This window comes from Cellulosimicrobium composti (assembly GCF_009711085.1).
GTDB lineage: Bacteria > Actinomycetota > Actinomycetes > Actinomycetales > Cellulomonadaceae > Cellulosimicrobium > Cellulosimicrobium composti.
Window position 1 is genome coordinate 30074 of the sequence record NZ_WMKA01000006.1, and the last position, 14138, is coordinate 44211.

Sequence of the window (14138 nt, forward strand, 5' to 3'; positions counted from 1 at the left end):
CCCGCGCCGGGATCGCGGATGAGAGAGCTCTCATCGCGGTCTCACCGTCGGCCCACCCGGACGGGGTTGCCTGGCCCCATGACGCTCGCCGCTCCCGCGCCCGACCAGCGCGCCTGGCTCGACCTGCTCACCGCCCCGGAGGCGGGCGAGCTCCTCGCCGTGGCGCTCGGCGCCGACGGCGCGAGCCTCGACACGTGGCGCGTCCACCAGGTCCACGCACGCCCGGGCGCGGAGGTGACGGTCGGCTACGACGTCGTCGCGCGCCGCGCGCTCGCCCCCCGCTCCGGCGCGTCCGTCGACGCCTCCGAGTACCTCCTCGCGACGACGGCGCCCCTGTCGCCCGACGCCGCCGGGCCCGGGGTCGTCCGCCTCGCGGACGGCCCACGCGTCGTGCACGTGTGGCGGCACCCGGCCGACCCGCTGCTGCCCGGCCTCGCGGCGGCCTGCGACGGGCACGAGCTCACGCGCCGGCTCGACGCCGCGGGCGCTCTCGCGCCGGGCGAGACCGTCGACGCCGTCGAGATGGTCGCCTACCGGCCGCTGCGGCGCGCGGTGCTGCGCGCGCGCACCGCGGCGCGCACCGTGTACGTCAAGGTCGTCCGGCCCGACCGCACCCGCTCGCTCGTCCGCCGCCACGACCTCCTGCGCACCACCGCGGTGCGCGCCCCGCGCTGCCTCGCGTGGGACGACGACGGCGTGGTCGTCCTCGCCGAGGCGCGCGGCACCTCGCTCGCGCAGCACCTCACGGACGCGGGGCCGACCGGCCAGCCCACCGCGATCGACCCGCGCGAGCTCGTCCGCGCGCTCGACGCGCTCCCGGCGCGCGCGACGACCCTGCGGCGCCGCCCCGCGTGGTCCGAGCGCGTCGAGCACTACGCGGCCTCGGCGCTCGCGGTCCACGGCCTCGACGGCGCGCGCGTCGGGCGCGTGGCGCGCGGCGTCCGCGCGGCGGTCGACGCGCTCGACCCCGGCCCCGTCGTCGCGACGCACGGCGACTTCTACGAGGCGAACCTCCTGCTCGAGCCCGGCTCGTCCCACGTCGGGGTCCTGCTCGACGTCGACACCCTCGGCCCCGGGCACCGCGTGGACGACCTCGCGTGCCTCGTCGCGCACCTCGCCGTGCTGCCCGCGCTCGCCCCCGACGTGTACGCGGGCGTGCCCGCGCTCGTCGAGCGGTGCCTCGTGGTGTTCGGGGAGGACGTCGACCCCGCGGGGCTTCGGGCGCGCGCGGCGGGCGTCGTGTTGTCCCTGACGACCGGCGCGGCCACCCGCGACCTCGCCGACGCCTGGCTCGGCGTCGCGGAGGCGCTGCTCGACGCGGCGGGCGCACCCGCCCTCGCGTCCGCGCCGCTTCCTGAGAGCACTCTCATCGGCTCCTCCTCGAGGTCTCACGCGTGAGCGAGAGGCTCGAGCCGTGCACGACCGAGGGGTCGTGCCCACCACCGGACGAAGGAGAAGGATCATGAAGGCACGCAGCGCGTGGATCGTCACCGGGGCGCTCGGCGCGGTCGGTCTCGGGGCCACGGTGGCCACCGCCCAGGGTGTGTTCGACGCCCCCGAGCCCGCGACCGTCTCGCCGTCGGTCGAGGTGGGCACGCCGGGGAGCACGTCCACGAGCTCGCCGACCGACGCGCCGACGTCGTCCGCGACCCCGAGCCCGACGGACGTGCAGAACGGGACGTCGATCACGACCGTCACCGCGAACACGTCGCCGTCGCCGAACACCTCCGGCTCGCCGAACACGTCCGGCTCGCCCGTGACGAGCCAGACGGCGAACACGGCGCCGACGCCGAACACGCCGAACACGCCGAACACCCCGAACACGCCGAACACGCCGCCGAGCCCCGTGACGCCGCCGTCGCCGCAGTCCGCGGACTGACGCGACCGGCCGCCCGCACGACGACGCCCGCCCCGGGATCCCGGGGCGGGCGTCGTCGCGCCCGGGGGCCGCGGGGCCGCTCGCGCACGGGGTCGCCGCGTCGGGGGCGGGGAGCGGGTGCGGCGGGCGGACCCCGGGTCAGCGGGCGTCGGCGAGCCGGTAGCCCATGCCGCGCACGGTGACGAAGTGCTCCGCGCCGAGCTTGTTGCGCAGGTAGCGCACGTACACGTCGACCACGTTGGACCCGGGGTCGAAGTCGTAGCCCCACACGCGCGACAGGAGCTGCTCGCGGCTGAGCACCTGACCGGGGTTGCGCAGGAACGCCTCGGCGAGCGCGAACTCGCGCGCGGACAGGTCCACCTCGCGGTCGGCGGTCCGTGCCCGGCGCGTGCGCAGGTCGAGGCTGAGGCCCCCGTGGGACAGCACGGTGACCTCGCCCGCGGGCTCGCTGCGCAGGCGCAGCCGGATGCGCGCGAGGAGCTCCTCGAACCGGAACGGCTTGGCCATGTAGTCGTCGGCGCCGCCCTCGAGCCCCGCGACGGTGTCCGTGACGGACGTGCGCGCGGTGAGGATGATGACGGGGATCGCGTTGCCGGTCTCGCGCAGGCGGCGCAGCACCGTGAAGCCGTCCTGGTCGGGGAGCCCGAGGTCGAGCACGAGGAGGGCGAAGTCGCCCGTGCTCGCGAGGTCGAACGCCTCGCGCCCGGTCGTCACCGTCGTGCTCGCGTAGCCCGCGGCGCGCAGGCCCTTGGCCACGAACGCCGCGATGCGGGTCTCGTCCTCCGCGACGAGGATCTGGCTCACCGGGTGGTCCTTCCGTCGGGGGCGGGGTGCGGGGAGTCGTCGGGGCGCTGCCCGGGCCCGTCACCGGGCAGTGCCGGGGTGGGGGCGGACGGGGCGCTCGGCACCGTCGGGGCGGTCGGCGCGACCGGGCCGGGAGGCGCCGCGGCGGCCGGGCCGGGGCCCTCGTCCGCCGGCACCGGGACGAGCGGCAGGTCGAGCGTGAACGTCGACCCGACGCCCGGCGTCGACGCGACGAGGACCCGGCCGCCGTGGCCCGCCGCGATGGCCGCGACGATCGCGAGCCCGAGGCCCGCGCCCTCGGGGTGGGCCCGGCCGGGCGTCGTCGCCTGGGCGAAGCGCTCGAAGATGCGCGAGTGCTCGTCCGGCGCGATCCCGACGCCCTCGTCGCGGACCCATACGCGCACGTGCGCGCCGTCGTCCGACACGGCCGAGCCGAGCGCGACGACCGACCCGGGAGCCGAGAACTTCACCGCGTTGGCCGCGAGCTGCAGGAGCGCCTGGGTGAGGCGCTGCGCGTCGACGCGCGCGGCGACGTCGGCCCGCGCGTCGACGAGCCAGCGGCGGTCGCCGAGCGTGCGCACCTTGTCGTGCACGTCGTCGAGCAGGCGGCCGAGGTCGACGTCGAGGGGTCGGACGAAGTCGGGGCGCCCCGCCGTCGCGAGCGTCGCGAGGTCGTCCACGAGGCGGTTCATGCGGTCGAGCTCGTCGAGCGCGAGGTCGCGCGTCTCGGACGCGTCCGCGGCGTCGTGCGGGTCCATGAGCTCGAGGTGGCCGCGGACCACGGTGAGCGGCGTGCGCAGCTCGTGCCCGACGTCGTCGAGGAGCCTGCGCTGCGACTCGAACGCCCCCTCGAGGCGGTCGAGCATCCCGTTGACGGTGCGCGAGAGGTCGGAGAGGTCGTCGTTGCCCGTGACGGGGATGCGCGCGGACAGGTCCGTGTCGCCGATGCGCTGCGCGGTGCGCGACAGCGCGCGGATCGGCTGCAGGAGGCGGCCCGCGACGACCCACCCGACGACGCCGATGAGCACGAGCGCGCCGAGCGCGACGACCGCGTACGTCCGGAAGACCTGGGCGAACTCCGCGTGCTCGGCGCCGCGGTCGTAGGCGAGCACGAGCGCCGCGGGCTCCTGACCGGCGCCCGCGGCGCCCACGGCGTCGACGGACCGCACGGGCGCCACGAGGGCGCGGTAGTCGCCCGTCGCCGTGCGCGGCGAGCGCAGCACGACGTCGTCGCCGCCCACGAGCGGGGCGAGCGCGGCGACGAGCTCGGCGTCGTCCTCGAGCCGCAGCCGCACGTCCTGCTGCGAGACGAGCGGGGCGCGGCCCTCGCGCAGCCCGAGGATGCCCTCGTTGTGCGCCGGGACGGTGAGCTGGATCGCCGCGACGACGACGTCCTCCGGCGACGTGAAGGGCTCGCCCGTCACCGGGTTGACGCCCGACGCGGCGAGCGTCGCGAGCTCCTCGGCGCTGCGCTCGAGGCTGTCCTCGATGCGGGCGTCGACCTGCTCGCGCTGCAGGAACCACGCCGCGCCGCCCGCGAGCAGGAGCGCGAGGGCGGACAGCCCGAGGAACGCCGCGAGCATGCGCGTGCGGACGGTGAGCCCGGCGCCGCGCGTCCGCCGGCTCATCCGTCGCCCCGGTCGGAGCCGCTGCGGTCGTCGTCGTCCTCGTCGTGATCGTCGTCGTCGCTCGACGGCGGGACGGGGGTCACGCGGTCGTCGTCATCGTCGTCCGCGTCGTCGTCATCGTCGTGGTCCGCGTCGTCGTCGGGCGACGTGCTCGGTGTCGGGTCGGGGACCGGCGTCCGCGTGGGCGACGGCGACGCCGGCACGGGCGTCACGACGACGGCGCCCCCGACCTCGCGGTCGTCGGGCCGCGTCGCGACGGCAGCCGCCGCGGCCGCGCCGCCCAGGACGAGCACGAGCACGCCCACGATCCACGCGACGGTCCGGCGAGTCATGCGTCCAGTATCCGAGAGGCGGATGAGACGCACATGAGAGAGCCGGTCAGGGCGCCGCGAGCCAGTCGTCGACACCGGCCAGCAGCCGCTGCTTCGTCGCCGCCGACGCGCGGCTCGCCCGGATCGACGACCGCGCGAGCGCGGCGAGCTCCTCGTCGGAGAAGCCGTGCTCGTCGCGCGCGGTCTCGTACTGCGCGACGAGCCGCGACCCGAAGAGCAAGGGGTCGTCGGCGCCGAGCGCGACGCGCGCCCCCGCGTCCACGAGCGCGCCGAGCGGTACCTGCGTCGCGTCCTCGTACACCCCGAGCGAGACGTTCGACGCCGGGCACACCTCGAGCGCGATCCCGCGGTCCACGAGGTCGTCGAGCACGCGGCGGTCCTCGGCCGACCGCACGCCGTGGCCGAGCCGGTCCGGCACGAGCTCGCGCACGACGTCGTGCACGTGCCCCGGGCCCAGCAGCTCCCCGCCGTGCGGCACCGACGCGAGCCCCGCCCGGCGCGCGATCGCGAACGCGCGCGCGAACTCCGCCGTGTCGCCCCGCCGCTCGTCGTTGCTCAGGCCGAAACCCACGACCTCCCCGGCGCCCTCGCCCGCGTACTGCGCCGCGAGCCGCGCGAGCGTGCGCGCGTCGAGCGGGTGGCGCGTGCGGGACGCCGCGACGACGACCGCGACCTCCGTCCCCGTCGCGGCGCTCGCGGACCGCGCGGCGTCGAGCACGATCTCCACAGCCGGGGTGATGCCGCCCACGAACGGGGCGTACGACGTCGGGTCCACCTGGATCTCGAGCCGGCCCGACCCCTCCGCGGCGTCGTCCTGCGCGGCCTCCAGCACGATCCGCCGCATGTCCGCCTCCGAGCGCACGCACGCGCGCGCCGCGTCGTACAGGCGCTGGAACCGGAACCACCCCCGTTCGGTGGGGGGCAGCCGCAGCGGGTCGCCGTCGACGAGCGCGTGCGGGAGGCGCACGTCGTACTGCGCGGCGAGGTCGCGCAGCGTGTCCGGGCGCATCGAGCCGGTGAAGTGCAGGTGCAGGTGGGCCTTCGGGAGCGTCGCCAGGTCTCGCACACCGGGGAGTGTGTCACGCGGACGCGACGCCCGCCGTCGGCGCGCGTCACACGGCGGGCAGGAAGCCCCGCTGCATCGCGACCGTCACGGCGGCCGTGCGGTCGTCGACGCCCAGCTTCGCGAACGCGCGCAGCAGGTGCGTCTTGACCGTCGCCTCCGTGATGAACAGCTCGCGCCCCACCGCCGCGTTCGACAGGCCGCGCGCCACGAGGCGCAGCACCTCGACCTCGCGGTCCGTGAGGCGGTCCGTGCCCCGGACCGAGGTCACGAGGCGCGTCGCGACGCTCGGCGCGAGCACCGTCTGGCCGCGCGCGGCCGCGCGGACCCCTGCGACGAGCTCGTCACGCGGCGTGTCCTTGAGCAGGTAGCCCGTCGCGCCCGCCTCGACCGCGCGCAGGATGTCCGCGTCCGTCTCGTACGTCGTGAGCACCACCACGCGCGGCGCGGTCCCGCCCGCGGCGCCCCGGCCGGGGCTCGCGAGGATCGCCGTCGTCGCGCCCACCCCGTCCAGGACGGGCATCCGCAGGTCCATGAGCACGACGTCGGGCGCCACCTCGGCCGCGAGCCGCACCGCCTGCTCGCCGTCGCCCGCCTCCCCGACGACCTCGAGGTCCGGCTCGGCGGCGAGCATGCCGACGATGCCGGACCGCACGACGGGGTGGTCGTCCACGACGAGCACCCGCACCACGGCGCCGTCCCGGCTCATCGTGACCCTCCCGTCGGCGACGGGGCGGCGCTCGGCGCGGTCGCCGCCGGGCCGAGCGGCCCCCGCTCGCGGGCCGGCAGCCGCACCACGACGCGCGTGCCGCCGCCCGGCGCCGGACCCACGTGCATGCTCCCGCCCTCGGCCGCCGCGCGCTCGCGCATGCCGCGCAGGCCGTACCCCTCGACGACGCCGTCCGGCAGCCCGCGCCCGTCGTCCGTCACCTCGAGCACCGTCCCGTCCTCGTCCTGGCGCAGCGCCACGCGCACCGCGCGCGCCGCCGCGTGCCGCCGCACGTTCGTCAGCGCCTCCTGCGCCGAGCGCAGCAGCACGACCTCCTCCGCGCTCGACAGCGCGGGCACCTCGACCCCCGCGAGCTCCGCGCGCGTGCCCGTCTCCTCCGCGAAGCGCGCCACGAGGCGGCGCAGCGCCTGGCCGAGCGTCCCGTCCTGCAGGGGCGCGGGCGCCGACGCGGCGACGAGCGCGCGCGCCTCCGCGAGGTTGTCCCGCGCCGTCGACTCCACGAGCCCCAGGCGCTCGCGCGCGTCGTCGACGGCGCCGCGGTCGAGGTCGGCGCTCGCGGCCTGCGCGAGCATGACGACGCTCGTGAACCCCTGGGCGAGCGTGTCGTGGATCTCCTGCGCCACGCGCTCGCGCTCGGCCAGGACCCCCGCGTCGTGCGACGTCCGGGCGAGCTCGGCCTGCGTCGCGCGCAGCTCGTCCACGAGCCGGGCGTGCCGCTCGGCCTGGCGCATCGTGTGCGCGGTCCACAGGCCGAGGCTCAGCGCGAACGCGAGCGCGACGCCCATCTGCGGCGCCGTGCTCGCGAGGTCGCCCGCCTCGACCCGACCCGTCGCCGGGTCGAACGCGAGCGCGAGGGCCGTCCCCGCGGCGAGCGCGGTGCACAGCGCCACCTGCGCCCACAGGTGCTCCGACAGCATCCAGATCTGCGTGAACACCGCGAACAGCAGGAGCGTGCCGAGCGAGTCCTGGCCCACGACCACGACCGTGCCCGCGATCGCGACGAGCAGGTAGGCGTGCGCCGTCACCTGGTCGCGCGAGCGCGCCGCGCGCCGGCCCCAGCCGACGTAGCCCACGACGATCGCCACGATCGCGGCGACGGACACGGCGAGCGCCGTGCCCCGGATCCCCGCGGTGAGCAGCGCGAGCGCGCTGAGCGCCGCGATGACGTAGAACGCGACGTCCCACCAGCGCACGTCGCGCGCCCACGTCCCGTCGAGCTCGGCGGCGGCCTCGGCGCCCGGGCCGCCGCCGGGAGGCGTCTCAGCCGTCGTCACGGCGCCGCCACCGGAACGTGCGCGCACCGACCACGAGTCCCACGACCAGCCATGCGACCAGTACAGCAGCGGTCGCGCCGTGCTGCCACGACCCCGACGGCTCCAGCGCCGCGGCCTGCTCCGGGAGGAACACCGAGCGCATGCCCTGCGCCATCCACTTGAGGGGGAACACCGACGCGACGGTCTGCATCCACGTCGGCAGCGCGAAGAAGGCGAAGAACACCCCGGAGATGAACTGCAGGACGAGCACGACCGGCGTGATGACCGCCGTCGCGGACCTGCCCGAGCGGGGCAGCGACGAGAACGCGACGCCGCACACCGCGCCCGCGGCGCACCCGAGCACGAACACCCACGCGAAGGTCGCGAGGCGTCCCGCGGCGTCCGGCATGTCCCACGGCATCGGCACGTCGTAGACGACGGCCGCGAGCGCGAGCAGGAGCGCCGTCTGCACGACCGACGTCGCGAGCACGAGGCCGACCTTGCCGTAGAAGTACGCCGCCGCCGGCAGGGGCGTCGCGCGCAGCCGCTTGAGGCTGCCGTCGTCGCGCTCGACGGCGATCGAGATCGCGAGCGACTGGAAGCTCGTGAGCATGACGCCCGTCGCGATCATGCCGGGCAGGAAGTACTGCGCGAACGGCACGGAGTAGTCGCCCGTGCCCTGGTCCTGGCCGTCGAACACCGTCGCGAAGATCGCGAGCATGATGAGCGGGTACGTGAAGATGAAGATCACGGCGTCGCGCTCGCGGAAGAACGCGCGCAGCTCGGCGCGCGTGCGCTCGACGCCGAGGCGGCCGGTCCCGGGCAGGGCGGCCGCGCGCGGGGCACGGACGGTCGGGGCTGCGGTCACGGTCGGGCCTCCTCGGGGACGACGGCGCGCGGGCCGTCGGGCGTGCGGGCGTCGGTGGGCGCGGGGCGCGTCGGCGCGGCGGGGGCCGGGCCGGCACCCGCGGCCGGCTCGCCGATGAGCTCGAGGTAGACGTCCTCGAGGGTCGGGCGCGCGACCTCGAGCCCCGGGACCTCGCCGTCGGGTCCGGCGAGGCGCGCGGCGAGCGACGCGACCAGCGCCGTGGGGGAGTCGGTGCGCTCCGAGCGCCGCACCCCGCCGTCGAGCCACCGCACGACGGGGCGCCGCGCGGCGGGCCCGCCGAGCCGGTCGGGCGCGTCGAGCGCGACGACCCGGCCCGCGCGCACGACGGCGGCGCGGTCCGCGAGGTGCGCCGCCTCGTCGAGGTAGTGGGTCGTCAGGAGGATCGTCGTGCCGTCCTCGCGCAGCGACCGCACGAGGGCCCAGAACGAGCGGCGCGCCTGCGGGTCGAAGCCCGTCGTCGGCTCGTCGAGGAACAGCAGCTCGGGTCGACCGACGATGCCGAGCGCGACGTCGAGCCGGCGGCGCTGACCGCCGGAGAGCTGGCGCGTGCGCGTGCGGGCCTTCTCGCGCAGCCCGACGGCGTCGATCACCTCGTCGGGGTCGCGCGGGCGCGGGTAGAACGTCGCGAAGTGCCGCACGAGCTCGGCGACCGTGAGCTCGGCCTGGTCGCGCGAGTCCTGCAGCACGACGCCGAGGCGCGAGCGCCAGGCGCGCCCGGCGGTCTGCGGGTCCTCGCCGAGCACGCGGACCTCGCCCGCGTCGCGGTGGCGGAACCCCTCGAGGATCTCGACGGTCGTCGTCTTGCCGGCGCCGTTCGGGCCGAGGACCGCGAAGATCTCGCCGCGCTCGACCCGCAGGTCGATGCCGTCCACGGCGCGCTTGGCGCCGTAGCTCTTGCGCAGGCCGCGCACGTCCACGGCCGGTCCGCCGGGCCCGGGACCGGTGCCGCCGGAGCCGGGGGAAGGGTGTGTCGTCGTCATGCGACCAGCGTCCCGCGGCGCGCCCGGCGCCCGCGACGGCCGTTCGTCCGGACCGCGCGTCCACCGATCGGTGGACGGTGGTTCGACCAGGGGCCGCGCGTCGCGTACAGTAATCCCTCGGTGGTTGACGCCCGCCACGCTGGTCCGCGCCCGTGAGACGTGTTCTCGCCCGGGACGAACCGCGTGCACGGTGCCGTCGAGCACGAAGGGTAGTGGCGCAATTGGTAGCGCAGCGGTCTCCAAAACCGCAGGTTGCAGGTTCGAGTCCTGTCTACCCTGCACGACGTGGCTCCCGGAGGGACTCCCCGGGGACCGCGCGCGGCCCGGCACCGGGTCGCACCGAGGGTTCGAGCAGGTCCCGTACGTGAGCGATGGGGAAGAACGAGTGAGCGAATCGCCGTCAGAGGCCGTGGGTGCAGGCGGCGCACGCGCCGACGAGGTGAAGAAGAAGGGCCGTCCGTCCACGGACAAGAAGCCCAACGTCTTCGCGCGCATCGCCCTCTTCGTCCGCCAGGTCGTCGCCGAGCTCCGCAAGGTGGTCACGCCGACGCGGTCCGAGCTCATCACGTACACGTCCGTCGTTCTCGTCTTCGTGGTCGTGGTCATGGCGTTCGTGACCGTGCTCGACTTCCTCATCGGGAAGGGCACCCTGTGGCTGTTCGGGAACTAGCCCGGACCAGCACCGCGTAGGACCACCGGTCGTCGGCGCCCCTCGGGGCGCCTTCGGCGCTTCCAGAAGAAGTCATCGAGCAATTCGCCAGAAAGCAGGTTCGTTCGTGTCCCAGGAGTCGCTGGACCAGACGGAGAACGTCGACCCGACGCAGCCCGAGGGTGCCCAGGACGACGTGGACGAGACCACGGACGTCCCGGAGGCCGACGAGCAGGCGGACGAGGCCGACGACGCGACGGACGCCGAGCCCGCGGACGCGGACGACGAGCCCGCCGACGAGCGCCCGGTCGACGAGGACGGCGACGTCATCGAGGACCCGGTCGAGGAGTTCAAGCGCACGCTGCGCTCGCAGCCGGGCGACTGGTACGTCATCCACTCCTACGCGGGCTACGAGAACCGTGTGAAGGCCAACCTGGAGAACCGCATCCAGAGCCTGAACATGGAGGACTACATCTTCCAGATCGAGGTCCCCATGGAGGAGGTGGCCGAGATCAAGAACGCCCAGAAGAAGATCGTCCGACGCGTCCGCATCCCCGGCTACGTCCTCGTGCGCATGGACCTCACCGACGAGTCGTGGGGCGCGGTGCGCCACACGCCCGGCGTCACCGGGTTCGTCGGCCACACCCACCAGCCCGTGCCGCTGACGCTCGACGAGGTCTTCTCGATGCTCGCGCCGATGCTGGCCCCCGCCCCGGAGCCCGGCAAGCCCGCCCAGGCCGCCGCGAAGGATCCCGTCGAGGTCGACTTCACGGTCGGCGAGTCGGTCACCGTCACGGACGGTCCGTTCGACACGCTGCCCGCCACGATCTCCGAGATCAACGTCGAGAACCAGAAGCTCAAGGTCCTCGTCTCCATCTTCGGCCGGGAGACCCCGGTCGAGCTGTCGTTCAACCAGGTCGCCAAGATCTGACGCGCCGCACGGCACCGGCCGTGCGCGCGTGAGCGCAGTACTGCAACCGGGTCATCGCCCACGGCGTCGGCCCACGAGAAGAAAGTCAGGGAAGAGTCATGCCTCCCAAGAAGAAGGTCTCCGGCCTCATCAAGCTCCAGATCCAGGCCGGTGCGGCGACGCCCGCCCCGCCGATCGGCCCCGCGCTCGGTCAGCACGGCGTGAACATCATGGAGTTCTGCAAGGCGTACAACGCGGCGACCGAGTCGCAGCGCGGCAACGTCATCCCGGTGGAGATCACGGTCTACGAGGACCGCTCCTTCACCTTCGTGACGAAGACCCCGCCGGCCGCGGAGCTCATCAAGAAGGCCGCGGGCGTCCAGAAGGGCTCGGCCACGCCGCACACCGTCAAGGTCGCGAAGATCACCGCGGACCAGGTGCGCGAGATCGCCCAGACCAAGCTCGAGGACCTCAACGCGAACGACATCGACGCCGCGTCGAAGATCATCGCGGGCACGGCCCGCTCGATGGGCATCACCGTCGAGGGCTGACGACAGACCACGTCCGTCCGGGTCGCTCCACGCCTCCCGGACGACGTACCGGGGCCGGCGCGCATCCGCGTGCCGGCCTCGGGCACGACGTCGATCCGCACCCGCGGACGACGGTGGCAGGGTCCGCGCGGACCCGCTGACCACGACTGCAGAGGAGAAGCAGATGGCAACGCGCAGCAAGGCGTACCGCAACGCCGAGGAGAAGATCGACCGCGAGCGTCTCTACGCGCCGCTCGAGGCGATCCGTCTCGCCAAGGAGACGTCGACCGTGAAGTACGACGCGACCGTCGAGGTCGTGTTCCGCCTGGGTGTCGACCCGCGCAAGGCGGACCAGATGGTCCGCGGCACGGTCAACCTGCCCCACGGCACGGGCAAGACCGCCCGCGTCATCGTCTTCGCGAACGCCGCGAAGGCGGAGGAGGCCCGTGCGGCCGGTGCCGACGAGGTCGGCGGCGACGACCTCATCGAGAAGGTCGCCGGTGGCTACACCGACTTCGACGCCGCCGTGGCGACGCCGGACCTCATGGGCAAGGTCGGCCGCCTGGGCAAGGTGCTCGGCCCCCGCGGTCTCATGCCGAACCCGAAGACCGGCACCGTGACGATGGACGTGGCGAAGGCCGTGTCCGACATCAAGGGCGGCAAGATCGAGTTCCGCGTCGACAAGCACGCGAACCTGCACTTCATCATCGGCAAGGTCTCGTTCGACGAGAAGGCGCTCGTGGAGAACTACGCGGCGGCTCTCGACGAGGTCCTGCGTCTCAAGCCGACGTCGTCGAAGGGCCGATACATCACCAAGGCCACGCTGACGACGACGATGGGCCCCGGCATCCCGCTGGACCCGTCCAAGACGACGAAGCTGCTCGAGGACGACGCCGCCTGACGGCAGTCCTCCCGTGGGCGGACTCTCCGCCCGCACCCCGCACGACGGCGCGGCACCCTCCGAGGGTGCCGCGCCGTCGTCGTCTGCGTCGTGCCCCGGATCAGACCTCCCCGGGGCGGGGAGGTGTCAGCAGGCGCCCAGGTCCTTCCAGACGCCCCACTGCCCGCTCTGCGTCGGGTTCTCGTTGGTCGTCCACCACTTCGCCTCGTACGTGCGGCCCTGGTAGGAGACGCGGTTGCCGCCCGTGTAGACGGCCGACGCCGACCACGCGGGTGCGGTGCACTCGCCGGGGTCGGTCGGGTCGGTCGGGTCGGTGGGGTCGGTCGGGTCGGTGGGGTCGGTCGGGTCCGTGGGGTCGGTCGGGTCGGTCGGACCGCTCGCGAGGCGCGCGCCGACGACCGAGGCGAGCTCGTAGCCGTTCGTCTTGTCCCAGTTGATCGACCAGGTCATGACGCCGCCGATCGTGCCGTACGGCGTGGCGGGGCGGAACGATCCGCACCCCGTGCCGACCTCGAGGCAGTCGACGGCCCTCACGACGTTCGCGAGCGGCTGGTAGCCGCCGCCCGCGGCCTGCGGCACGGCGGGGACGCCGATGCCGACCTGGTCCGGGCGCAGCCCCATCTCGAGCTGGATGCACGAGAGCGCGGTGAGGAAGTCGACCGTGCCCTGCCCGTAGACCTGCTGGTCGCAGCCCATCATCGAGCCCGAGTTGTAGTACTGCGTGTTGACGATCGTCAGGATGTCCTTGATCGCCAGCGTGAGCTGGTAGTACCCCATGCTCGGCGCCTGGTAGTCGATGGTCTGGGGCGCCATCGTCAGGATGAGGTCCGGGCCCGCCTTCGCGGCGAGCTGGTGCAGCGCGCTCGACATGTAGGTGGCGTTGATGCCGTGCTCGAGGTCGATGTCGACGCCGTCGAAGCCGTACTCCTGCATGAGGTCGTACGCGGTGTCCGCGAAGTTCTTCGCCTCGGTCGCGTTGGACACGACGACGTTGCCCTTCTCACCGCCGACGGACAGGACGACCTTGCGGCCCTGCGAGCGGATCGTGGCGACGTCGGCCTTGAACTGGGCCTCGGTGTAGCCGTCGAGCTCCGCGCTCGCGAGGTTGAACGTGATGCCGCCGGGCGTCCCGGCGAGATTGTCGGCGAACGCGATCGCGACGAGGTTGTACGCCTGCGGGATCTCCGACAGACGCATCGTCACCGAGCCGTTGTCGAAGTTGTGCCAGTAGCCGGTGAGCCACTGCGGGCTGCTCGACGACGCGGAGGCGGGGGCGGCCGCCGGCGCGGCGGTCGCGGGCGCCGTGGCGAGCGCTCCGCCCGCGGCGACGGCCACGGCGGCGACCGCGGTGGCGAGGGTGCGCAGGGCGCGCCGGGTGCGGCCGCGCGTGCGGCCGGGAGGGATCGTGGTCACGGAAGTGCTCCTCGTGCTCGGGCGTGCCGCGACGTCGCGCCACGCCGGGCCGCACCCGCGGTGGGTGCAGGGGTCGTCTCGACGCTAGGAGCCCGGGCGCCGCCGTGGCATGAGGGGATTCCCGGCAGTTGGCCTGACCAGGTACGGGAGAACGCGTAGCCGGGCGCCGGCCCGGAC

Annotated in this window: 15 protein-coding genes and 1 tRNA gene; 7 read left to right on the forward strand and 9 right to left on the reverse strand. The window is 74.6% G+C overall.

Annotated features, from left to right (window positions below; genetic code table 11):
* Positions 1 to 78 precede the first annotated feature (78 nt).
* Complete coding sequence (locus tag GJV82_RS04045; protein WP_196217182.1) at positions 79 to 1398, forward strand: phosphotransferase family protein; 1320 nt, start codon at positions 79 to 81, stop codon at positions 1396 to 1398.
* Between the two features lie 64 nt (positions 1399 to 1462).
* The gene (locus GJV82_RS04050; protein ID WP_155098347.1) at positions 1463 to 1879 is read left to right on the forward strand and encodes a hypothetical protein; all 417 of its coding nucleotides are present in this window, start codon (positions 1463 to 1465) and stop codon (positions 1877 to 1879) included.
* A 138-nt stretch (positions 1880 to 2017) separates the two neighbouring features.
* Here the strand turns inward: GJV82_RS04050 and GJV82_RS04055 are convergent, their stop codons facing one another.
* Genes GJV82_RS04055 through GJV82_RS04090 form a run of 8 tightly spaced genes read right to left on the reverse strand, consistent with a single transcriptional unit; the run spans position 2018 to position 9558 of the window.
* The gene (locus GJV82_RS04055; RefSeq protein ID WP_024840287.1) at positions 2018 to 2683 is read right to left on the reverse strand and encodes a response regulator transcription factor; all 666 of its coding nucleotides are present in this window, start codon (positions 2681 to 2683) and stop codon (positions 2018 to 2020) included.
* Positions 2680 to 4311 (reverse strand): sensor histidine kinase, encoded by a 1632-nt coding sequence (locus GJV82_RS04060; protein WP_196217183.1) that lies wholly within the window; start codon positions 4309 to 4311, stop codon positions 2680 to 2682. Before GJV82_RS04060 ends, GJV82_RS04055 begins: the two co-directional genes overlap by 4 nt.
* The gene (locus GJV82_RS04065; protein ID WP_155098348.1) at positions 4308 to 4643 is read right to left on the reverse strand and encodes a hypothetical protein; all 336 of its coding nucleotides are present in this window, start codon (positions 4641 to 4643) and stop codon (positions 4308 to 4310) included. The genes GJV82_RS04060 and GJV82_RS04065 overlap by 4 nt, the downstream gene beginning before the upstream one ends.
* A gap of 46 nt (positions 4644 to 4689) precedes the next feature.
* Positions 4690 to 5709 (reverse strand): adenosine deaminase, encoded by a 1020-nt coding sequence (locus GJV82_RS04070; RefSeq protein ID WP_115942057.1) that lies wholly within the window; start codon positions 5707 to 5709, stop codon positions 4690 to 4692.
* 46 nt (positions 5710 to 5755) lie between these two features.
* Positions 5756 to 6415 carry a response regulator gene (locus tag GJV82_RS04075; protein ID WP_155098349.1) on the reverse strand — a complete coding sequence of 220 codons (660 nt, stop codon included), beginning with the start codon at positions 6413 to 6415 and terminating at the stop codon, positions 5756 to 5758.
* A complete protein-coding gene (locus GJV82_RS20640) occupies positions 6412 to 7710 on the reverse strand; it encodes a sensor histidine kinase (RefSeq protein WP_081772305.1) in 1299 nt (432 codons plus the stop codon). The genes GJV82_RS04075 and GJV82_RS20640 overlap by 4 nt, the downstream gene beginning before the upstream one ends.
* A complete protein-coding gene (locus tag GJV82_RS04085) occupies positions 7697 to 8557 on the reverse strand; it encodes an ABC transporter permease (protein ID WP_115942058.1) in 861 nt (286 codons plus the stop codon). The genes GJV82_RS20640 and GJV82_RS04085 overlap by 14 nt, the downstream gene beginning before the upstream one ends.
* Positions 8554 to 9558, reverse strand: a complete 1005-nt coding sequence (locus tag GJV82_RS04090) for an ABC transporter ATP-binding protein (protein WP_155098351.1) — start codon at positions 9556 to 9558, stop codon at positions 8554 to 8556. Before GJV82_RS04090 ends, GJV82_RS04085 begins: the two co-directional genes overlap by 4 nt.
* Before the next feature lie 206 nt (positions 9559 to 9764).
* Between GJV82_RS04090 and GJV82_RS04095 the strand changes: the two genes are divergently transcribed.
* The 5 genes from GJV82_RS04095 (at position 9765) to rplA (ending at position 12548) form a co-directional block, all read left to right on the forward strand.
* Positions 9765 to 9837 (forward strand) — tRNA-Trp (locus GJV82_RS04095).
* A gap of 106 nt (positions 9838 to 9943) precedes the next feature.
* Complete coding sequence (gene secE, locus GJV82_RS04100; RefSeq protein WP_024840295.1) at positions 9944 to 10228, forward strand: preprotein translocase subunit SecE; 285 nt, start codon at positions 9944 to 9946, stop codon at positions 10226 to 10228.
* A gap of 106 nt (positions 10229 to 10334) precedes the next feature.
* Positions 10335 to 11138, forward strand: coding sequence for a transcription termination/antitermination protein NusG (nusG, locus tag GJV82_RS04105; RefSeq protein WP_318657256.1), 804 nt, complete (start codon positions 10335 to 10337; stop codon positions 11136 to 11138).
* 98 nt (positions 11139 to 11236) lie between these two features.
* Positions 11237 to 11668, forward strand: coding sequence for a 50S ribosomal protein L11 (gene rplK / locus GJV82_RS04110; protein WP_155098352.1), 432 nt, complete (start codon positions 11237 to 11239; stop codon positions 11666 to 11668).
* A gap of 163 nt (positions 11669 to 11831) precedes the next feature.
* A complete protein-coding gene (gene rplA / locus GJV82_RS04115) occupies positions 11832 to 12548 on the forward strand; it encodes a 50S ribosomal protein L1 (protein ID WP_155098353.1) in 717 nt (238 codons plus the stop codon).
* A gap of 126 nt (positions 12549 to 12674) precedes the next feature.
* Here the strand turns inward: rplA and GJV82_RS04120 are convergent, their stop codons facing one another.
* Positions 12675 to 13961 (reverse strand): glycosyl hydrolase family 18 protein, encoded by a 1287-nt coding sequence (locus GJV82_RS04120; RefSeq protein ID WP_318657257.1) that lies wholly within the window; start codon positions 13959 to 13961, stop codon positions 12675 to 12677.
* Positions 13962 to 14138 lie beyond the last annotated feature (177 nt).

Bases quoted from the DNA above. Each gene is read 5' to 3' on its own strand.
- GJV82_RS04045 (WP_196217182.1), top strand. From the start codon at position 79: ATGACGCTCGCCGCTCCCGCGCCCGACCAGCGCGCCTGGCTCGACCTG.
- GJV82_RS04050 (WP_155098347.1), top strand. From the start codon at position 1,463: ATGAAGGCACGCAGCGCGTGGATCGTCACCGGGGCGCTCGGCGCGGTC.
- GJV82_RS04060 (WP_196217183.1), bottom strand. From the start codon at position 4,311: ATGAGCCGGCGGACGCGCGGCGCCGGGCTCACCGTCCGCACGCGCATG.
- GJV82_RS04065 (WP_155098348.1), bottom strand. From the start codon at position 4,643: ATGACTCGCCGGACCGTCGCGTGGATCGTGGGCGTGCTCGTGCTCGTC.
- GJV82_RS04075 (WP_155098349.1), bottom strand. From the start codon at position 6,415: ATGAGCCGGGACGGCGCCGTGGTGCGGGTGCTCGTCGTGGACGACCAC.
- GJV82_RS04090 (WP_155098351.1), bottom strand. From the start codon at position 9,558: ATGACGACGACACACCCTTCCCCCGGCTCCGGCGGCACCGGTCCCGGG.
- rplK (WP_155098352.1), top strand. From the start codon at position 11,237: ATGCCTCCCAAGAAGAAGGTCTCCGGCCTCATCAAGCTCCAGATCCAG.
- rplA (WP_155098353.1), top strand. From the start codon at position 11,832: ATGGCAACGCGCAGCAAGGCGTACCGCAACGCCGAGGAGAAGATCGAC.